19 protein-coding genes are annotated in these 20467 nt (G+C 31.3%); 2 read left to right on the forward strand and 17 right to left on the reverse strand.

Going from position 1 to position 20467, the window contains the following annotated elements:
- Positions 1-125: 125 nt before the first annotated feature.
- Positions 126-1304, forward strand: a complete 1179-nt coding sequence (locus ACFWU4_RS10435) for a DUF3095 domain-containing protein (RefSeq protein ID WP_411127572.1) — start codon at positions 126-128, stop codon at positions 1302-1304.
- Here the strand turns inward: ACFWU4_RS10435 and ACFWU4_RS10440 are convergent.
- The 3 genes from ACFWU4_RS10440 to ACFWU4_RS10450 are packed head-to-tail and all read right to left on the reverse strand — an operon-like array spanning position 1291 to position 3136.
- Entirely contained in the window at positions 1291-1719 is a 429-nt protein-coding gene (locus tag ACFWU4_RS10440) for a DUF4268 domain-containing protein (protein WP_411127574.1), read from the reverse strand. The two genes, ACFWU4_RS10435 and ACFWU4_RS10440, sit on opposite strands and share 14 nt — an antisense overlap.
- A 1-nt stretch (position 1720) precedes the next feature.
- Entirely contained in the window at positions 1721-2395 is a 675-nt protein-coding gene (locus ACFWU4_RS10445) for a ZIP family metal transporter (protein ID WP_411127576.1), read from the reverse strand.
- A gap of 9 nt (positions 2396-2404) precedes the next feature.
- Positions 2405-3136: an SAM-dependent methyltransferase gene (locus tag ACFWU4_RS10450; protein ID WP_411127578.1), complete on the reverse strand. Its 732-nt coding sequence runs from the start codon at positions 3134-3136 to the stop codon at positions 2405-2407.
- 55 nt (positions 3137-3191) lie between these two features.
- Here ACFWU4_RS10450 and ACFWU4_RS10455 point away from each other — a divergent pair, with 55 nt between their 5' ends.
- Positions 3192-4355 carry a class I SAM-dependent RNA methyltransferase gene (locus tag ACFWU4_RS10455; protein ID WP_411127580.1) on the forward strand — a complete coding sequence of 388 codons (1164 nt, stop codon included), beginning with the start codon at positions 3192-3194 and terminating at the stop codon, positions 4353-4355.
- Positions 4356-4358: 3 nt separating this feature from the next.
- On the opposite strand, the gene ACFWU4_RS10460 is transcribed toward ACFWU4_RS10455, so the two are convergent.
- The 14 genes from ACFWU4_RS10460 to ACFWU4_RS10525 all read right to left on the reverse strand — a co-directional run bounded on the left by ACFWU4_RS10460 (position 4359) and on the right by ACFWU4_RS10525 (position 20437).
- Entirely contained in the window at positions 4359-5165 is an 807-nt protein-coding gene (locus ACFWU4_RS10460) for a class I SAM-dependent methyltransferase (protein WP_411127582.1), read from the reverse strand.
- 52 nt (positions 5166-5217) lie between these two features.
- Positions 5218-5691 (reverse strand): hypothetical protein, encoded by a 474-nt coding sequence (locus tag ACFWU4_RS10465; protein ID WP_411127584.1) that lies wholly within the window; start codon positions 5689-5691, stop codon positions 5218-5220.
- Position 5692: 1 nt separating this feature from the next.
- On the reverse strand, positions 5693-6382 hold the full coding sequence (locus ACFWU4_RS10470; RefSeq protein ID WP_411127586.1) for a LytR/AlgR family response regulator transcription factor: 690 nt from the start codon (positions 6380-6382) through the stop codon (positions 5693-5695).
- A complete protein-coding gene (locus ACFWU4_RS10475; protein ID WP_411127588.1) occupies positions 6372-7436 on the reverse strand; it encodes a sensor histidine kinase in 1065 nt (354 codons plus the stop codon). The genes ACFWU4_RS10470 and ACFWU4_RS10475 overlap by 11 nt, the downstream gene beginning before the upstream one ends.
- A complete protein-coding gene (locus ACFWU4_RS10480) occupies positions 7423-8103 on the reverse strand; it encodes a hypothetical protein (protein ID WP_411127590.1) in 681 nt (226 codons plus the stop codon). Before ACFWU4_RS10480 ends, ACFWU4_RS10475 begins: the two co-directional genes overlap by 14 nt.
- A gap of 155 nt (positions 8104-8258) precedes the next feature.
- A complete protein-coding gene (locus ACFWU4_RS10485; RefSeq protein ID WP_411127592.1) occupies positions 8259-9689 on the reverse strand; it encodes a hypothetical protein in 1431 nt (476 codons plus the stop codon).
- Positions 9690-9800: 111 nt separating this feature from the next.
- Positions 9801-10700 carry a GIN domain-containing protein gene (locus ACFWU4_RS10490; RefSeq protein ID WP_411127594.1) on the reverse strand — a complete coding sequence of 300 codons (900 nt, stop codon included), beginning with the start codon at positions 10698-10700 and terminating at the stop codon, positions 9801-9803.
- Positions 10701-10709: 9 nt separating this feature from the next.
- Positions 10710-11195: a hypothetical protein gene (locus ACFWU4_RS10495; protein ID WP_411127596.1), complete on the reverse strand. Its 486-nt coding sequence runs from the start codon at positions 11193-11195 to the stop codon at positions 10710-10712.
- 47 nt (positions 11196-11242) lie between these two features.
- Positions 11243-11737, reverse strand: coding sequence for a DoxX family protein (locus ACFWU4_RS10500; RefSeq protein ID WP_411127598.1), 495 nt, complete (start codon positions 11735-11737; stop codon positions 11243-11245).
- Between the two features lie 97 nt (positions 11738-11834).
- Positions 11835-13007 (reverse strand): helix-turn-helix domain-containing protein, encoded by a 1173-nt coding sequence (locus ACFWU4_RS10505; protein ID WP_411127599.1) that lies wholly within the window; start codon positions 13005-13007, stop codon positions 11835-11837.
- Between the two features lie 33 nt (positions 13008-13040).
- Positions 13041-15452 (reverse strand): thiamine pyrophosphate-dependent enzyme, encoded by a 2412-nt coding sequence (locus ACFWU4_RS10510; RefSeq protein ID WP_411127601.1) that lies wholly within the window; start codon positions 15450-15452, stop codon positions 13041-13043.
- Positions 15453-15606: 154 nt separating this feature from the next.
- Positions 15607-18405, reverse strand: a complete 2799-nt coding sequence (locus tag ACFWU4_RS10515; RefSeq protein ID WP_411127603.1) for a metalloprotease — start codon at positions 18403-18405, stop codon at positions 15607-15609.
- A gap of 44 nt (positions 18406-18449) precedes the next feature.
- Complete coding sequence (locus ACFWU4_RS10520) at positions 18450-19724, reverse strand: T9SS type A sorting domain-containing protein (RefSeq protein WP_411127605.1); 1275 nt, start codon at positions 19722-19724, stop codon at positions 18450-18452.
- 26 nt (positions 19725-19750) lie between these two features.
- Positions 19751-20437, reverse strand: coding sequence for a TIGR00730 family Rossman fold protein (locus ACFWU4_RS10525; RefSeq protein ID WP_411127607.1), 687 nt, complete (start codon positions 20435-20437; stop codon positions 19751-19753).
- Between the last annotated feature and the right edge of the window lie 30 nt (positions 20438-20467).

The raw sequence follows: 20467 nt of genomic DNA on the forward strand, positions 1-20467 counted from the left end.
TTTAAATTTAAGAAAATATTCAATATTTAATTTTATATTGAATATTGGTTAATTGCACTTTAACTTTTTTTGATTTTGTTTTAGACTGTTTAAAAACCAAAATAATCTCACCTGCGTATATATTAATGATGGATAACAACTTAGATTTTTATAGGGATATTTCTAAAAATAATTTACCTCTTACTGAGCTTTTAAAAAACGAAAGTTTATTTACAAAGGTTCCAGAAAATTGGTCAATAGTAGTAACAGATATAGAAAACTCTACAGGTGCCGTTGCTAAAGGTTTTCATAACGATGTAAATTTATGTGCCACAGGCAGTATTATAACTGTTTTAAACACACTAAAAGCTAAGGAAACTAAAATTAAAATACCTTATTTTTTTGGTGGAGATGGTTCTACTTTTATAATTCCTAATTCTGTATTAGAGCAAGTTCTCATGGCCTTAAATACATATAGTCTTCATATTAAAAAAACAATACAACTTAATTTAAGGGTTGGATATCTCGAGGTTAAGAAAGTTTATTCTAATAATATCACCTTAAGAATAACTAAACTTAAACATAATAAGTATTTAACAACACCAGTAGTCTTAGGTAATGGATTAAAATATGCGGAGCGTATTATTAAAAAAAGCTTTAAGGAATCTGATTTGAGTAGTATTGAAAATACGATGCTTAATTTAGAAGGTATGGAATGCAGGTGGGATATGATTTACCCTAATGAGACAGAAAAAAAAGTTATATGTCTATTGGTAGATTGTAAAGACGAAAATGTACAGGCAGAAGTTTATGGCTCTATAATGAAGGAAGTGGATTTAATTTTTGGCAATTTAGAAAAACGTAATCCAATTTCTACGCTCAAATTAAAACTCAATACATCTTTAGATAAAATAAGGAAAGAAATGTATACCAAAATAGGAAAACACCAAATGACTTACCTTATAAGTAATTGGTTTGTTACTTTAATTGGCACTTACTATTTTAAATATTTTGATGCGGGTAAATTATATAAATATCGGGTAACTCAATTATCAGATACTATTATGTTAGATGGATTTTTAAATACTGTGATTTCTGGCACTAACAGCCAAGTCAATAAATTGAAGATTGTGTTAGATGAATTAGAAAAAGATAAAAAAATTATCTATGGCATTCACATTACACATGCTTCTATCATGTCTTGTTATATAGAAGATCGAAAAGAAAAACATATTCATTTTGTTGATGGTACTGAAGGTGGTTATACAAGTGCTGCAATGATGTTTAAAGAAAAGCTTAAAAACTGCAGTCTTAAGGATTTATAATATCCTTGTACTCTTCAAAAAATGCTTCAAATAAGGTCATGTTTAAATTAAAAAATTCCATCACCTCACGCCAAGTGTTTTTGTTATGTATAGAAACTTTTTGTTTTAGAGATAAATAGATTCGAGAGATCTCTTTTCCGTTTTCTAGATAATATTCTTCTTCATAAATAACATCTGATAAGTAATCGCTTTGTAGAATACCCCTTAATGCAACTAACTTTTCCCAACAGTTAATTCGGTTTTCTAGATCGTCTTCTAAATCTAGAGCTATTAAAGCTAATTTGGTATCGAAATGAAACTTAAAAGCAACTCCTTTAATTTTTGTGTCGTATAAAATCCATTTCCTTGGGAATGATTTACCAAAACTTGTCCAGAATTCTTGTCTGAGTTGACGGCTTTCTTCTTTAGAAAACATCTTAAATAAAATAAGCAATTAAAATTCCCATGCAGATGGCAACGAGCTTTGATAAATTAAACTTATGACCTTCTCCAGTTTCAAACAAAATTGTAGTAGAAATATGTAAAAATATACCAATTACAATAGCGTTTATAATATCTACATAATCCGCTATAAAAGGCATGGTATTAGAAATAAGTGTACCCAACGGAGTCATTAAACCAAATATTATTAAGAAGCTTATGATCTGTAATTTTGTATAACTAGATTGTAATAAAAATGCTGTAATTAATGCAGCAATTGGTATTTTATGAATTAAAACACCATACACCATAGCATTGTGCTCGTGAATAGGGAAACCTTCTAAGAAACTATGAATGCATAAACTTATAAATAGTAACCAAGGAAACTGCGAATCTTCTTTGTGAATATGAACATGCCCATGCTCAGCACCTTTAGAAAAAAACTCTAGAATAATCTGCAATAGAATTCCGCACATAATAAACAGTCCGGTTTGTTTAGCTTCTAAATGCATGTAAACTTCTGGTAGTAAATCGAAAAGGGTTATAGCTAATAAAAAAGCACCACTAAATGATAATAATAATTTGGTGTAAATAGATTTTTGCTTTTTGGTAAAAAAAGCGATGACTATACCAATTATTATAGCAATTATAGGAAGTAAATACTTGTTCATATTTTCTATTTACTTAAAAATCATAATTAAACGTTCTGACGTTTTAGAGTGGTATGGACGTAATTTATAATCTCCAAAAATATCTAATAAATAAACTCCAGCCTTTTCAAATAAGTCTTTAAAATCTTGCAGAGTAAACGCTCTTACACGTTCTTGAAATTCATAAAGTTCACCGTCAACATTAAAACTAATATCTTTTATAATATAGCCGTTATTTACACTTCGCTTTTGATTAAAGTGGATGCCTTCAACTACTTTAATATCCTCAGGGACTAAATTTTCTGTAATATAATTAACATTCATAAAATCAATAACTCCAAATCCGGCTGTATTTAACTCTTCTTTTATTGACTTTATAGTATTAAGGTTACAGTTTTCGTCTTCAAAATATCCAAAGCTTGTAAATAAATTAAAAACAGCATCAAAAGTTTCGGGATATGGTTTACTCATATCGTGGACTTTAAATTTTAGTTTCTCATTTTCAAATTGTTTAGCGTATGCTATACTTTGCTCCGATAAATCAACACCAGTAACATTATAATTTAATTTGTTGAGGTATACAGAATGTCTGCCTTTACCACACGCTAAATCTAAGATTTTACCACTTTCAGGAATGTTGAGGTAGCTCGTAAGATTATCCATAAAAACTTGCGCTTCAGAATAGTCTCTATCTTTGTATAAAATATGGTAGTAAGGCGTATCAAACCACGATGCGTACCATTGTTTCTTTGATTTAGTCATAATCTTAAATGTCCTGCAAAAATAGTGTAAATTTGCAATCTCTCAGACGTAATGTATGGACAATAATTTTAAAATGGTAGCCAAAACTTTATTTGGCTTCGAAGATATTTTAGCAAAAGAACTAACACAACTAGGAGCTATGGAAGTGGAGAAAGGTGTACGTAATGTTAGTTTTGTTGGTGACAAAGGCTTTATGTATAAAGCTAATTTGGGTATACGAACAGCTATTAAGATTCTAAAGCCTATTCATTCATTTAGAGTTACTCGAGAAGATGACCTCTATAAGAATGTAAAAAAAATGAAATGGGAAGAGTATCTCAAAGCAACAGGTTCACTCGCTGTTGATGCTACTGTTCACAATAGTGTATTTACGCATTCGCAATACACAGCTTTAAAAACTAAAGATGCTATTGTAGATCGTTTTAGAGATATCGATGGCACGCGACCAGATGTAGATTTACGTTTTCCGGACTTAAAAATTAATGTGCACATAGATCGCCAGCGCTGTACAATTTCGTTAGATACCTCTGGCGAGTCTTTGCATAGACGTGGTTATAAAACTGCGACCAATATAGCACCAATTAACGAAGTACTTGCTGCTGGATTAATTATGATGAGTGGTTGGGACGGACAAACAGATTTTATGGATCCGATGTGTGGAAGTGGAACTATGTTAGCGGAGGCTGCTATGATTGCTTGTAATATCCCTCCAAATTTAATGCGAAAGGAATTTGCTTTTGAGCGTTGGAATGATTGGGATGTAGAGTTATTTGAGAAGATTGAAGACTCATTGTTAAAGAAAACAAGAGATTTTCATCATAAGATATTGGGTTATGATAAATCTCCGTCTGCAATTTCAAAAGCTAAGGAGAATATAAAAAATGCGCATTTAGACGAGTTTATTCATATTCAGCACGAAGATTTTTTTAAAACTCAAAAAAGTGGAGGTGATAAATTGCATATGGTTTTTAATCCTCCTTATGGCGAACGTTTAGAAAATCTGAATGTTGAAGAATTTTACGGAAATATCGGTACGACATTAAAACATGGTTATCCTAATACCAATGCATGGTTGGTTACATCTAATCTTGAAGCTTTGAAGTTTGTAGGACTCCGTCCATCTCGAAAAATAAAAGTATTTAATGCAAAGCTTGAAGCGCGGCTAGTGAAATATGAAATGTACGAAGGAAGTCGTAAAGCAAAGAAACAAAACCTATAAGCTTTAAATCTTTTTTTTAATTATCCATAAATCTTGTGGAATCCAAGTTTTGTTATTAGAATTTTGTATAACATGCTCTAAGATTTGAGAAGTGTTAAATAAAGTTTCTACAAATGGTTTTGGGTGAAAAGCGGAGTAGGTGCGGTGGCCTTCTTTTACATTACCTCTTACAACTATTTGTCCGTTGTTATATTCCTTAAGTTCTGTGCTAGTTAATTTAACTTTAAAGTTATCACCTTGCATTGTTAGTAACATAATGCCTCCAGGTTTAAGTATGCGATTCAATTCTTTAAACCAATCGAAATGCATTTGCTCAGAAAGATGCGTAAATATTGAGATGCCATAAATTACATCCATAGAATCAGAATCATAAGGTAAATGCGCTTCTAATTCGTTTTTATTAAATTGTATTTTAGATAAGTTAGTTGAGCACCAATCTATTGATTTTGAATTGTAATCAGTTCCGAAAAAATTGCAATTATTACCTATGATGTCTGGCATGTGTCTAATAACACGGCCTGGACCACATCCCCAATCTAAAATATTTTTGTTATTTAGTTCTATGTGTTTTTTAAAATATTCAGAAAGCCAAATAGCCATCTTTAAGCCGCCATTATAATACTTATCATAATTTATACGAAACGACTCATACATTAAATAATCTGGAGGTAGCTTTATAGTAGGATGATTCTTTTTAAAGCTAGTATTTGCTCCAGAATTCTTAAACTTTTGAAAATAAAAACGAAGCTTATCCGTGAGATATATAAGACCTAATTGGCGAAGTATATTTGAGATTTTACCTTTTTTCATGCGTTAGTCATCATAATTGATGCAATGACGGCAAATATAATATAATGCTTAATTAATGCAGTTCTTCTAACTGTAAATTGTAGTCGTATTGCAAATCTTCATGTAAAACGCTAATCTTTTTCTTAATGGATACTATTTGTCTCTCATACAAATTACTTAAAGTGGTATTGCGATGTATTGATGGTTTAAGTTCATTAAGACATTCGCAGAAATAGAGTAGGAGTTCTACTTCTGTTGTTTTTTTTAAAGAGTAGCGACTGTATACTCTAATCTGTCTGAGGATTTTTCTTATTGTCTTTTTCATATAGAAATAACTATCTGAGTTAATGCCTTCAAAAAGTTCATCTAATGATAGCTTTACGCTTTCTATATATCCATCTTCATTATGTGCTTCAAACAATAAATAAGTGAGCAGCGCTTTGTTTTCTTTTTTAAATTTCCCTAAGCGTAAGCACAATTCTAGTAAGTCTTCTTTAGGTAAATGCTTTAGTTCCTTTTTTATGGTAACGATAGATTCAATCTTCATGCTACAAATTTAAAGCTTTTAAAACGGTTTGCTTATAAGTTTGTCCAATAGGAATAACATGTGTATCTACTGTAATTTGATTGCCAGAAAGATGATTCATCTTATTAAGATTAATACTGAATGATTTATGTGTTCTAAGAAAATGATGTGGTAAGCTTTCTATCAATTTTGAAAATGTACTATGCGTTGTAATTGTTTTAGTTTCTGTATGGACTTTTACGTAATCTCCAAAGGCCTCAACATATTGAATGTCTTTGTAAAACACTTTATGTAAGGCTTTATTTTCCTTTAAGACCATAAAGTTATCTTCGCTTTGCGAGCTCTTGTTAGTATTTAGAACCTTGCCAATAGCAGATAGGAATCTTTCGTAGGCAATTGGTTTTAATAAATAGTCAGCAGCGTTAACTTCAAAACCTTCAACTGCGTATTGCGGATATGCAGTTGTAAAAATAACCTTTGGTGGATTGTTAAGTGTTTTGTAAAAATCTAAGCCAGATTGTTTAGGCATATTAATATCTAAAAATAATACGTCTATATGAGCATTAAGTTGTAGGTATTTAAAAGCTTCAGCTGCATTATTACAAGTGGCTTTTAACTCTAGTACTTCAGTTTCTTTTACAAAATGTTGAAGCACACGTTGAGAAGATAGTTCATCGTCTATAATTAAACATGTAATTTTCTTAAGCTTCATTGGTTATATTAAGTGTTACTTCAAACTGATCTTTTGATTCTTCAACTTTAAATTTATGCTGGTTTGGGTATACTAAATCTAAGTTGTTTTTTAAGTTAATAAGACCAATACCGGAATACTTGTCTTTAATTTTATTCTGTGTATTTAAGTTGGCATTGCTAATAGAAAATTGAAATTGATTCCCCTTTTGATAAACCTTAACACGAATAGGTGTTTTTGTTTCACCAGAAATTAGACCATGTTTATAGCTATTTTCTAACAATGGTAGTAGTAGCATTGGGTAGATTTTAAATTGCTCATCTGCTACATCAATATTAAAGTCTGTAGCATTGGGTGTTTCTATGCGATGGTTTTGAAATGCAATATAGTTTTGTAATAATTTAATCTCATTTTTTAAACTAACACGTTCTGTGTCGGAATCGTAAATAACATAACGCAATATGTCTGAAAGCTGTACAATAGCATTTGTTATACCTTCTTTTTTTTCTAAAGCTAATGCGTAAACTACATTTAAAGAATTAAATAGAAAGTGTGGATTTATTTGAGATCTTAAAGCAGATAATTGGGTTTCTATTTGTTGATTTTTAAGCTTAAGTATTTTATTTTCATTAGTGTTAAAGTAAAACCAGTCTTCAGCTAATTTTAATAATGTTGTGGCTACTAAAAAAATGCTAAAAACTAAAAATATGTTAGGTTTTGATAGATAAGATATAAAAAAGTAATTAGGAAAAAGGACGTCTAAGATTGGTTGTAAAAGCCAGCTACCTAATAAAGCAGAAACCGAAAGATTGATTATAAAACAAGCAAGGTATAATTTATATTTCTCTAGTTTTAAAAACTTTGGAATATATATGTAAAAATTAATACTAACAGGTATAGCAAGTAATACAATAAACACAATTGTGTAAATATAATCTACTGTAATTGGTGATTTACCTTTTGAAAAAATGAATAGTAAGATTAAAAATGCCAACGACCACAGTACACTATTAAACATTAGTGGCCTATGGTAGTTAGATTTTTTTATTAATGTATTTATATTAAGGCTTTGCATTAGTTCTTGTTAACGTAAATCTATCTGATGATGTTTTTTTATTAGTGTCTTCACCCCATTTATTTTTAACATTAGATTTCATAAATTTATCTAGAAAAGCATACAATTCTTTAGAACTCGCTGTAAGTAATAAGTCTTCCTCAATTCCTATTTTTTCGTGTTTTAAACGTATTTGATTTTCATCAAATAATTGACCAATAGGTTTCTCACTGAGCCAAGAAAATGAAACTTTTGTATCAGATTCAATATCTAGTTTGGCAACGGAATGTGTTTTTAATAAGTGCTGAGCGGCTAAGCTATTAATCTCATCATCTTCAATTTCTAAGGGAATAAAATCTAAGAAGTACTGCTCATTTATAAGAAAAGGCATTGCAATAAATCCGGCTTCTTTTTCTTTACTAACAAGCTTAATGTAATAGCCTTTTTTATATGTGTCTAAAAATAATAAATCTTCTTCAGAAAGCTCAACTCCTTCTTTTCTGTCTTCTTCAAATTTGTCTTTAATAGCTTCTACAGTCCACTGTCCTTTCTTATTATCTGTCCAATTTCCTAATAAAGCTTTATTAAAACTTAGACTGTCTTTAATGTAAAAAGGCTGAAGTGATTTAACTATACAGGAGCTAAATAGAAGTACTGTTAATATTAAAATGATTCCTTTAGTTTTCATAATACGTGGTTTTAAAAGTTTTAGCTAAACTCTTCATATTTGTTGTTTGTTACAACAAATTTCGACAAACACGATTTAACTACTGCCAAACAATTTATAACAAAAAATAGAGAAGGCAAAAGCCTTCTCTATTTAAACTTTATGTGATTTGTAAATTAGCTTTTACAATACTCATCTACAATTTGCTTTAAGTTATCTAAGTTACTTAAATCAAATTCACCTTTTTTAATATCTTCAGCTAAACTCTTACAGTTACTCATAAACTTAGCTAATTTTGCTGAAATTTTATCATTAGATCTACCATCAATCATAAAACCATTCTTTTGGTCAGAAAACTTTAATACATAAGTACTTTCTTCTCCTGGCTTAGATAATACCATATGTCCGTTGTTTTCATATATGATTTCATAGAAGTATGAATTATCAAAGCCTAAGTTAGAAGCATTAGACATTTTCATTAAGGCATTACCTTTTGTTTTCATGCCCATAAAGCACTTTTCAGTACCTTCATCATCAGCACAGAATTTTATATTGTTTTTTGCCGAAAACTTTTTTGTACGTACTCTGTTCTTTTCGTTTTTATATTTTACGCTCACAAATTTCCCGAATTTATCAATAGAATTCATTTCTGCATAATCGCTTTGCTGTTGTGCTGGATTTAGTTCTAGCTTTTCAAAAATAGCATAGATTGTTCCTTTATAAGTTTTACCACCTTCGTCTGTAACCACTCCATTAACACCATATAAATTAATACTGTTTTCCTTTGCGACTTTAACACGTTCTTTGTGCAATTTAGCTTTCTGCGCTTTTGCTTCGCGTTGCAATTGATAACCTCTTCCTAGCAATTCTTCAACAAATATTTGCGCAAAGGATCTTGAAAATCTGCCAGTCATCATAGTACGAGAGCCATAATCAAATTGAAATTCTTCGTCTGTGTAAGTTGTGGCATCAACACTCGTACATGTAGAACAGCCTTTAGCGGTGCCAACAGTAATACCATCTAAATCGATAACAGAATATGAGTTTTGTCCATATGTTACACGACCTGCAATTTTAGTACCTCTTGAGCCACCAAATAAAATAGTGCCATCATCTTTAACAAACGGATCGTATTTACCCACAGTAGCTTGGCGTTCTGCCTCGTCTGCTTTGGCAGAAACAACTGCCTTGGCATATTTATCACTTAAAACTTCGCGATCTATAGCAAAAAACGCATCAACTTTTGCTAAGTCAATACCTTTGGTTGATATAAGTTCGTATTTTTCACTCAATAATTTGATGATGAGTTTAGTTACACTAAAAGATGTCATTAAAACCTCGTAAGGCACTTCTGTTTTTTTTCCTTCTGCAGAGGTCAACTCTAACCATTGAAATCCCTCAAGATTAGAAGCAGACATACCTTTAAACTCGACATCAAAGGCTTTTTCACCTTTTAAAGTAGAGAACTTATACATATTTCTTATGTCGTCATTGACTTTAGCAACTTCTATTTTGTCGAAAGTAACGATGCCTTTTTTTACTTTAATTTTTTGCCCGAAGTTTAATAACGGTGAGGTGATTAAAAGGAGTAGAATAATTTTTTTCATTATTAAGATTTTGATTAATGAACTTGCTTTAATAGTGTTTACAGCAAATTAGAAGACAAACATACAATAATTGTCAGAGGTATTATATATTGATGTTTTACTTAATGGTTGCTAGTCAAAAAGTTTAATAGTTGTATTCTCATCTTCTGGTTTTATCTCAATTAATAATTTTCTGAATCCTAAGCTACTGACCTTATAAACTTTAGTTCCAATGGTCCAGTTCTCTTTGCGAGATGTGTTTGGCATCATAGGAAAACCGTATCCAAATTTAGAACCATCTGGTTTTGGTCCAACAACTTCAAAATGATTGCGATTACCCGAGTTGTTTTTGATTTTAAAATTAATATAAATAGCTTCTGGATTTTTAACTTTTGTACTATTATTTAAGGAAGAAATATGTCCTCTTTTTTTAGTTTTTGCTTCAAATTTTTTTGGTTCATTTATATAAATGAGTTTACCATCATTAGAAACATCTGCCCAAAGTAAATCGGTTGGGTTGACGATTACTTTTCCCCAGCTCCAAAGATTTACGTATACCTTTTCTGCTATAATTTTTGAAGCATCAATTGTTGCCAATTCTGATCCTAATCTCAACTCCTTGGTTTTACCCTCAATACTTATATTGCCAATTGGTGCATTAACTCTCAGTTCCTCATTATCTATATTAATTATTTTGGTGGTATCGTGTGTACCAGATTCTATTCGTTTTAAGTTGGGCGCACCAATACTAATGACAGTTTTTTGTGATGGAGATATCCATTCTTTTTGATTTAAGTGCAAAACACCATCAATAACTTCGGTATTTATTAAATCAAAAAGATTAGAGTCTGTTGTTATTTGCATGCCTTCTTTTGCTGCTTGGTCTATAGTTGTTTTAGCATAGAAATTAATTTTTATATGTTCTACACCATCAACATTAAAGTTTCTTGTTTCAATGGACTTATTTCCTTTTATCTGTGCTGTTCCTATCATTCCGATAAGTAATAGCATAAGTGTTATCTTTATTTTCATAGTTTTATATTAAAGTTTAGTAAACTCATAAGTGTTTCTTACAAAACGCTCATTAGAACCTGTAATTTGTACTTCTTTAGTTTCTTTATAGATCTTATTGTTAAATTGACGTGTGATATACATAGTGGCTTTTTTCCCATTATCTTTTCCTTTATAGCTCGTAACAACAGTTCTTGTACCATTTTCTAAAGTGTTTTGCTCTACTTTTTCATTTCCGTAATAAGTACCATTCTTTTTAATCTTTACTGAAGACTTATTATTTTTATTAGGCTCGTAGGTAAATTGAACATTATATATAATTTTTTCTCCTTCAATTTTAACCTGCATTGTCGTTTCAACATGAGATAGTTTTCCAGATTGATAATCTTTATAGGTTAGTGTTCCTGTCCAACTTGTATTATTAAAATCTTCAAAGTCGGTTAATTTTATAGTGTCTTGTGCATTAAGCGTTAATACTAAAAGAAAAAGACTAATTGTGTTTAATAGAGTTTTCATAATTTTTGTGATTTTGTTTCTGCAGAGTTTGAGAAATTGGTTAATAATTATTTTATTTTTTTACTGATGAGATAATCTAATCCGAAACGGCCAGAGCCTAAAAAAAGAGTATATATTGCTACCCATAAAAATCCTAATGCAGGTAACATGCTCCAAAGTCCTTGGTCCCATTTTTGTAGAAATATGGCAACCAGCATCGTGCACATTATTAGAAAAGATGCAATACGTGTTTTTAATCCTAAAAGAAGAAACAAGCCACCTACTGCTTCACTAAACGCTCCCATCCACGCAAAGAATACAGGTGCAATTGCAAATACGCTTCCGTATGCAGCAACATCTTCTGGGAACCAGGCTGCTACTTCAAATAAGTTTAGGTTCTGGCTATCGGCTGTCCAGGGCATTCCAAATTTATCGGCTCCAAACATTGCTGTTAACCATAATCCGCAAGATACTCTTGGGATTGCAAAGACTAAATCTATAAACCAGTGGCTCTGTGTAACTGGTGTAATTAAAAATTTAAATATTGATTTTAATTGTGTCATAACAAATGGTATTAGTTGTTGGCACAAATTTCATATTTAAGTCTTGTTTAGACGACTTAAACTGTACTAGAAGGACCCAAATACGATTTGAGTCGTCTTAATTTAATTTGGTTTTTAAATATTCGGTAGGTGAGTAGTTGGTCAGCTTTTTAAAAACACGATTAAATGTAGCTTTACTATTAAAACCACATTCTTGAGCGATACCTAGCAATGAAAGTTGTTCATGTTTATTTTCTTTTAGCATGGCCTTAAAAGCGCTGACGCGATAAGAATTTACAAAGTCATTGAAGTTTTTATTGAATCCAGAGTTTATAGTTTCTGAGAGTTGCCCTCTAGTCATATTTGCTAATAATGCCAAATCCGATAAGTTAAGTTCTGGATTTAAATAAGCCTTATCGTTTTCCATAAGGTGTTTTACAGTAGAAATATCTGTATCAGAGATTGACTTTTCTTCAAAATTATTGGCATCTTCTGGTATACTAATAGTTTTAGGTGTAAATGTAAAATCTAATTTATTAAGTTTGGTTGTGTCAGTAAAATAGCCTTTGACACCAACATATAATGTTACAATTGCCATAAATAAATTTAACCACCAGCGTTGTTGGTAGCCAAGATCTATAAAGCGAGATCCTATAATATCTTGAATAGTCCCGTATAAAAATGCAAGCGTAAATAGTATTAAAAAACTTAAAATCCAATTAAGTTCTAATTTATAAGTATTAGAAAAATATTGTATAATTTTCTTTCTATAGTTATAAAATAACTGAAATGTAAACGCTAAATAAATTAGCATAAAAGGTGATTCTATATAGCTCATTATAGATTGCACATAGGCTTCATCTAATTCAATCTTTAAATAACCATTTTGTGTTTCATTAAATCCGTCTTGCAAAGCATCGTAGGTATATATCGTAAAACGATAGAGAAGTACTGTAAAGGCTAAAGCAAAATGCAACCAATACATTTTTTTAAATCTAAAATTTGATGTTGTAACAGATTTAATATATAGGTAGATCATTGGTGCCAAGGCTATTCCTATATTAATAAGAAAATAATTAATTTTTGTTGTTCTAAATTCGTTGTACCATCCCATAAAACCAACGGTATAACAAATTTGAGAATAACAGGTAAGTAATAAAATAAGACCTAAAAATAAATCTGAAATATTACGTTTTTTTAAATAGCGCAGAAGTAATAGCGCAACAAAAATTAGTCCCTGTAGAACAAGGATTAATAAGGGTAAACTCCAACGATTAAAATCTGGAAACATTGAATCTAGGTTAAAAACCTAAATTTATAGGATTTATCTCAATTTCGGAAAATCAATAGGACTCAATTCGTGCATAACATCATAAATAGCCTCAAAAATATCTTCTACAGACGGTTTTGAAAAGTAATCTCCATCTGTACCATAAGCAGGTCTATGCGGTTGAGCAGCTAGTGTTTTTGGTTGACTGTCTAAATATTGAAAAGCACTTTGCTCGTTTAAAATTTGATCTAAGATATAAGCTGATGCACCACCTTTTACATCTTCGTCAATAACCATAACGCGATTAGTCTTAGCTATACTTTTTACAATATCATGATTAAGATCAAAAGGAAGTAATGACTGTACATCAATAATCTCAGCATCAATACCTACTTCTAATAATTCTTTTGCTGCTTGTTCCACTAATCGTAATGTGGACCCGTATGAGACTAATGTAATATCTTCCCCTTCTCTAATAGTTTCTACAATGCCAATTGGTGTTTTAAATTCACCAATATTATTTGGTAATTTTTCTTTGAGTCTATATCCATTAAGACATTCTACTACAAGAGCAGGTTCATCGCTTTCTAGTAATGTATTGTAAAAACCAGCAGCTTTTGTCATACTCCTTGGTACTAATACGTGTACACCTCTAATGAGGTTTAAGATTCCTCCCATTTGAGAACCAGAGTGCCAAATACCTTCTAAACGGTGACCTCGTGTTCTTACAATTAAAGGTGCTTTTTGGCGCCCTTTAGTTCGGTATTGCACTGTAGCCAAATCATCACTCATTATTTGCAGAGCGTACATTATATAATCTAAATACTGAATTTCTGCAATAGGTCTTAATCCACGCATAGCCATACCAATACCTTGTCCTAAAATGGTGGCTTCTCTAATTCCTGTGTCAGAAACTCTAAGTTCTCCATATTTTTCTTGAAGACCTTCTAAGCCCTGATTTACATCTCCGATATAACCTGCGTCTTCACCAAAGATTAAAGCTTCTGGAAATTTATTGAAAATGGCATCAAAATTTTCTCTTAGTACAATACGACCATCTACATCTTGTGCATCAGAATCATAACTTGGTTTAACTTCATTCTGATGGAGTGCATTATGCTCTGATGAGCTATGTAAATGCGAACTGTATTTTGGCTGTATAGTTTTTATATAATTATTAATCCAATTTTGAAGTGTAACTTTTTGCGGCGTATTTTCAGTCACCACATAACGCAACGCCTTTCTTGTTGCGGAAAGAATATCTCTTCTTAATGGCTCGTCGATAGCAGCTAAATCATTTATTAATTTATTAATAAAAACACCATTAGAGCTAGATTGCGCTAAAGATTTTAATAAAGTTATTGCCTCAGATGACTCGTTAATAATAGGCTTAATAAATGCAGACCATGCTGCTTTTTTACCCTCTCTAACTGCTTTTTTAATATCTCGTTCAATTGCAGTTAATTCTTCGTTAGTAGCAATATTATTACTTATCACCCAATTACGCATTTGAACATTACAGTCGTATTCTGCTTCCCAAGCTAAGCGTTCTTGATTCTTATAACGTTCGTGAGAACCAGATGTAGAATGGCCTTGTGGCTGTGTTAGTTCATTTACATGAATAAGCACTGGAACGTGCTCTTTACGAGATACTTGTGCAGCACGTTGGTATGTATCAATAAGCTCTGGGTAATTCCACCCATTAACTCTAAAGATCTCATAACCATTATTTTTCTTATCGCGCTGAAAACCTTTTAAGATTTCAGATATATTCTCTTTCGTAGTTTGGTGTTTCGCATGCACAGAAATACCATATTCATCATCCCAAACACTTATAATCATAGGTACCTGAAGAACACCTGCAGCATTTATCGTTTCAAAAAATAAACCTTCACTTGTACTTGCATTACCGATAGTTCCCCAAGCTACTTCATTACCTTTATTAGAAAAATTAGTGGTATCGATACCATTAACGTTTCTATATATTTTAGAAGCTTGAGCTAGACCAAGTAATCTAGGCATTTGGCCAGCAGTTGGAGATATATCAGCACTAGAATTTTTTTGAGCCGTTAGGTCTTTCCAATTCCCGTTTTCGTCTAAACTATGTGTTGCAAAATGACCACCCATTTGCCGACCAGCAGACATGGGCTCGTCTTTTAGATCTGTATTAGCATATAAACCGGCAAAAAATTGCTGAATGGTTAATTCGCCAATAGCCATCATAAAGGTTTGATCTCTGTAATAACCCGATCTAAAATCACCATTTTCAAAGGCTTTTGCCCATGCAATTTGAGGGACTTCCTTTCCATCTCCAAATATGCCAAACTTAGCTTTACCTGTTAAGACTTCCCGACGCCCTAAAAGACTACATTCACGACTTGTAACTGCAAGTTTATAATCATTTATAACCTCAGCTTTAAAATCATCAAATGTAATTTCAGTTTTTGTATCGGAGTTTGTCTTCATTGAGGTCGATTTTAAGTGACGCAAAGATACGAAATAACGAAGTGTTGTGCAATAGCTTGAAATGTTATAATATTAAATTATATTTAATAAAACACCTTAAAACAAGAGAATAAGTTAAAAAATATTAAAAATTTAACTTTTCAATAAGAATTTGTTAATACCATTTTCTTCTAAAAAGACCGAGAAGTACCTGTGGATCTACAGTAATAATAAAACGAATACGTTCGTCATAATTAGGTTGTGCTATTTCCCAACCACGATTAGAATATATAGGAAAATACAATTCAAAATAATCCTCTACAAGATTTAATCTAATACCAGAATCATATACGAAGTTTGCTGAACTGAATTTATTTTTCACAAAACCAACATCTCCATAAGCTTGAACGTAACGCCAAATTGAAGTGGTAAGACTAGCTGTTGTCATCCATTGATTTGCAAATGGTGTTTCTAATACAGATTTAAAACCACCTTCTGATACAATTAATTGCTGACTAAAAAGACCAGCATCTTCAGAACGGCCTAAGTAATTTAAATCGAATAGATAGTCCGTTGGCCTATCTAGTGCAAAGCTGAAGAAGTTGGAGTTTGGGTCAGTGTTGTTGTCTATAAAAAAGCCTGCAAATAGTCTCAGATTAATATTACGATTACTTTTTGTTAGTTTTCTAAATTCGTAATTCAAGGACAGTTTACTAAACTTATCTGCAATTTGTAAATCTGTACTAAACCTTGAATAATTTATTATTCCTGGATTAAAATGTGTGTATCTTAAATTAAAAACACCGTAATCTGGCTCGTCTAATTCATCTATAATGGCATTAGTACCGAGCTCTCTAGTAATGCTCACATAACGTGCTGTAATACGATCTACCTGATCTTTTCTAAAATCACTATCATCTCTAAACGAGAAGGAAACAGATGGGCGTATTCTGGTAAAGAAAGCATCTTGGGCAAAAGATCTATATCCTGCAGACAAACCATAAGTAATATCAAATAAATTTTGACCTTGAAGGTTGTGCGTGTAAAAGGCACTCATACTGCCAGTAAGTGATTTAGACTTCGTCGCATATTGCGGTGAGAATTTATAGTTTAATCGTTTTCGTAGTATCGTTTTATTATATACTTTGGTACCTAAAGTTAACCCATCATATATATTATTAAACTCTACCAAAGGCATAAAAAATACTTGGTTATAATACGGGTCTTCTACATCTTTAAATAATCTAAATTGAAGGGGCTTATTCTTTAAAAATGAGCCATTAACAGATTTGTAATTATCTCTTTGATTAAACTCTGGAACTCTATTGTCGTAGTCTAAAATAAATTTGTCTGTACTATCTTTTGGCAAATTTATTGTCTTAGTGCCACTTATATTTTCTACCCATTGTTTGCCAATAACACTGTCATTACTCAATTTAAAAAGCGAAATAGGCATGGCATTATTTCTTTTATTCTTAAGTGTAATTTTAATTGAGTCTTCAGTAGTTTTTACAGTTTTAATTTTAAAATCTATTTTCTTTCTCGTTTTCACGTAGTCATTAAAAAACCAATCTATATTCTTATTTGTTTTGGCATTAATAAATGTTTCAAAGTCACTAATAAGAACTTTCTTAAGTTTATATGATTTTAAAAATTCAGAGATATGTTTACTTAAATCTATATCGTCTGCAAAGTCATCGAGATAGTTTAGGCCAACACCAGCTTTATATTTTCCTGCGATATTAGCATTAAACTTAATTAAGGAATCTTTTGACGTATTTAATGGTTGATCTCTATTTTTTCTGGCTATTTCCATGGAATAAAGGAAATATTGAAAATTAAAATCTAAATCTGCGGCATGAAAAGCTCTTATTCCCCAAACATTAGCCAAGGTTCCTAGCAATTTCATGTCAGGATAATAGGTTTCAACATATTTTATCATAAAATATATTTGCAGACCTTCGCTTAACCAATGCTCTTTTCTTGGATTTAGTAAGAGAATATTATTTAGATATTTCTTTAATGATGTTTTAAGCAACTTTAATTCATACTGAAACTGATCAGGAAAAGGTCTTAAAAAATCGGGCAGTTGATTTAAACCATATAGTGGGTTTTTATCATAATCTATGGATGAGACAAGTAGTTGCTTATGAGGGTATTCTCCAAGATTATCATTTAGAAATCGCGTTATTCTATCTGTTAAAATTGCTTTGTCTTCACTAACTAAGCCTTTTTCATTAATATTAGAGACTACAACAAAATTATCTGTTTGCACAAGCCCATAATTAGGAAACTTATTTAGCGATAAATAGGTGTCGACTCTGTTTTGCCCTTGTAATATTGTAGTCTGAGTTTTGTTTTCTTTATCAAAAGATATATTAAGCAGATCTAATTCTGAAGATACTTTATAATTATTAGGATGCGTTATATGTATTGTAACATCTGCTTTAGGAACAAATAAATCATCAAGATTCTTGTTACTATAATAGTTCCATTTTCCGTTATAAACGGCAGGTGTCATGTACCAATACTTGAGTTCAAAATCTTTTGATTTGGTAAAGCCATAATCTGTAAATGACGCATCTGGCAATACCAATATATAATCTAAATGGAGGCTATATGATTCGCCAGATTTCAACGGTTGCAATAACTTAACTTTTATAACATCTGGATGTTTCTTTAAATACTCAAAACTAAGTTTTTCATCATTTGTTGTATCATTAATTGAGGTTAATAGTGTAAAACCTCTTTGTTCGCTTTTAGCCAAATGGAACTTCGTACTAAATTCTTCTTCAAAACGTTTTGCTAAAGGAGTAGATTTATTAGAAAAACTATTATTCCAATCGTGAAGAAAAATCTCATTTAATGTAGTATTAGATTCATTTTTATAGACGATAGTTTGCGATATAGTTATAGTTTTAGTTTCTACATCAACTAAAGCATTAACATCAATACTATTTTGAGAATATAGCATCGCGCAAAAAAAGAGTGAAATTATTAATATGTAGTTTTTTCTAATCAATGTGATACAACAAATTTTATAGGCTTAATATTTGAGTCTGAGAAGTTAATAAAGTAGACTCCATTATTTAAATTATGTACATCGTGGAGATACTTACTGTTTGAATTTAATTTTAATTCAGCTACATTTTGACCAAGACTGTTAACAATCTTTATGTGCGAATTAAAAAGGAGGTTAGATTTTATATTTAATACCAATTCAGAATCAATAATTGTTTTTTCTAAAGATATATAATCGGTGACCAAAGAAAACTCTGAATCAGATAATGTAACATTAGCTTCTAAACGCACTGTAACTGGAAGGTGATCACTGAAGTTGTGCAAAGCATCTCTTATTTCAAACGAAAAAAGTGAACTTGAATTACCACAGTCAGATGAATTGATGCGTCTATTATAGCAACTAAATAATCCATTGTTACCATAGACTTGATATGAATTTGGTACATAAGTTATAGCTGATGTATTTATCATATTTTCGGAGGTAAGAATAAAATCAAAGCGATCATCGAAGCCTCCAGTTGAACCACCTAAACCATTTTGAGTTCTTGTGGATTGCGTAAAAACATCAACAAAACTTACATTATTATTCCAGCTTCCAACACGATTTGCGGGATCTGTAAAGGTGATATTATTGCTAGAATCTAAAAGCTCTTGAAAAGCTGATTCTGACGCCGTATAAATGTTTAAATCTCCACCTAATAAAATATTGGTATCAGAAGGTAATGTATTTAAATAAGCATCTAAGTCTTGCACCATCTCAAAGCGACGTTGTGCATTTACAGATCCACTTGAAGCTTTTAGGTGACATACAATAACATAAAATTCAATAGGATTTGTAAGTCGATCAACCGTATTAAGCTGTAATCTATAAATATTAAAATCCCTTAAATAGGTAGGTACAATAATTTCTTCTTCTATGATAAACTTGGTACTATCGTAGTATAAAAGATTTTGTAAATCATTCTGATTACCAATAGCATCGTCAGAAGTATTAGATACATAAGTCGCCATTTCAAAATCTGAATTAACAGCAGACTTGACTATATTTAATACATTAGTGGCACCAGTACTATTATTAAGTTCGCATACTAAGAAGAGGTCTGGCTGGTAATCGGCCAAAATAAATTCTAAATCATCTTCACGATTTTGAACAGCATCTTCTAAAGGGTAATTTAGAAGATTATAGAACATGATCTTAAATGTTTCTTGTGCAGAAACATTAAGACATACTAAAATACTAATCGTAAAAAGACCAATTAATTTCTTCTTCATAGCGGTGATTCTAAAACTAGATCTTCTTAAAAATTCGGACTCAATCCTGAGTCTTTATAAAAGGCATTTAAAATATCAATAACCTCGTCGCCTGTATCTACAAGATGAATTAAGTCTAAGTCTTCAGGACTTATATTACCTGCGCCTAATAAGGTTGATTTAACCCATTCCATGAGGCCTCCCCAAAATTCTGTTCCAACTAAAATAATTGGAAATGTTTCAATTTTATGAGTTTGTATTAATGTAATGGCTTCAAAGAGTTCATCGAGTGTACCAAACCCTCCTGGCATAACGACAAAACCTTGAGAATATTTTACAAACATCACCTTACGTACAAAGAAATAATCGAAATCTAAGCTCTTGTCTCCATCGATATATGGATTATCATGTTGCTCAAATGGTAAATCAATATTTAATCCTACAGATGTACCACCTGCAATATGAGCTCCTTTATTACCGGCTTCCATAATACCAGGTCCACCACCAGTAATAACGCCATAACCACTATCAACTATTTTTTCAGCAACTTCTGCAGCCAATTTGTAGTATTTATGATCTGGTTTTGTTCTTGCAGATCCAAAAATAGATACACAAGGTCCGATTTTACTTAATTTTTCGTAACCGTTAACAAACTCTCCCATGATTTTAAAAATCGCCCAAGAGTCATTTGTTTTTATTTCATTCCAACCTTTATGTTTGTGTTCTTTTCTCATATATGTATCATTTGTTTTCTGTATTGAAAA

This window comes from Winogradskyella sp. PE311, from assembly GCF_046545555.1.
Taxonomy (GTDB): Bacteria; Bacteroidota; Bacteroidia; order Flavobacteriales; family Flavobacteriaceae; genus Winogradskyella.

Coding starts and splice junctions, on each gene's coding strand:
- ACFWU4_RS10520 (WP_411127605.1), bottom strand. CDS start 19,724: ATGAAGAAGAAATTAATTGGTCTTTTTACGATTAGTATTTTAGTATGT.
- ACFWU4_RS10435 (WP_411127572.1), top strand. CDS start 126: ATGATGGATAACAACTTAGATTTTTATAGGGATATTTCTAAAAATAAT.
- ACFWU4_RS10515 (WP_411127603.1), bottom strand. CDS start 18,405: ATGCTATATTCTCAAAATAGTATTGATGTTAATGCTTTAGTTGATGTA.
- ACFWU4_RS10475 (WP_411127588.1), bottom strand. CDS start 7,436: ATGCAAAGCCTTAATATAAATACATTAATAAAAAAATCTAACTACCAT.
- ACFWU4_RS10465 (WP_411127584.1), bottom strand. CDS start 5,691: ATGAAGATTGAATCTATCGTTACCATAAAAAAGGAACTAAAGCATTTA.
- ACFWU4_RS10490 (WP_411127594.1), bottom strand. CDS start 10,700: ATGAAAATAAAGATAACACTTATGCTATTACTTATCGGAATGATAGGA.
- ACFWU4_RS10460 (WP_411127582.1), bottom strand. CDS start 5,165: ATGAAAAAAGGTAAAATCTCAAATATACTTCGCCAATTAGGTCTTATA.
- ACFWU4_RS10485 (WP_411127592.1), bottom strand. CDS start 9,689: ATGAAAAAAATTATTCTACTCCTTTTAATCACCTCACCGTTATTAAAC.
- ACFWU4_RS10450 (WP_411127578.1), bottom strand. CDS start 3,136: ATGACTAAATCAAAGAAACAATGGTACGCATCGTGGTTTGATACGCCT.
- ACFWU4_RS10500 (WP_411127598.1), bottom strand. CDS start 11,737: ATGACACAATTAAAATCAATATTTAAATTTTTAATTACACCAGTTACA.
- ACFWU4_RS10455 (WP_411127580.1), top strand. CDS start 3,192: ATGGACAATAATTTTAAAATGGTAGCCAAAACTTTATTTGGCTTCGAA.
- ACFWU4_RS10480 (WP_411127590.1), bottom strand. CDS start 8,103: ATGAAAACTAAAGGAATCATTTTAATATTAACAGTACTTCTATTTAGC.
- ACFWU4_RS10440 (WP_411127574.1), bottom strand. CDS start 1,719: ATGTTTTCTAAAGAAGAAAGCCGTCAACTCAGACAAGAATTCTGGACA.
- ACFWU4_RS10505 (WP_411127599.1), bottom strand. CDS start 13,007: ATGTTTCCAGATTTTAATCGTTGGAGTTTACCCTTATTAATCCTTGTT.
- ACFWU4_RS10470 (WP_411127586.1), bottom strand. CDS start 6,382: ATGAAGCTTAAGAAAATTACATGTTTAATTATAGACGATGAACTATCT.
- ACFWU4_RS10445 (WP_411127576.1), bottom strand. CDS start 2,395: ATGAACAAGTATTTACTTCCTATAATTGCTATAATAATTGGTATAGTC.
- ACFWU4_RS10525 (WP_411127607.1), bottom strand. CDS start 20,437: ATGAGAAAAGAACACAAACATAAAGGTTGGAATGAAATAAAAACAAAT.
- ACFWU4_RS10495 (WP_411127596.1), bottom strand. CDS start 11,195: ATGAAAACTCTATTAAACACAATTAGTCTTTTTCTTTTAGTATTAACG.
- ACFWU4_RS10510 (WP_411127601.1), bottom strand. CDS start 15,452: ATGAAGACAAACTCCGATACAAAAACTGAAATTACATTTGATGATTTT.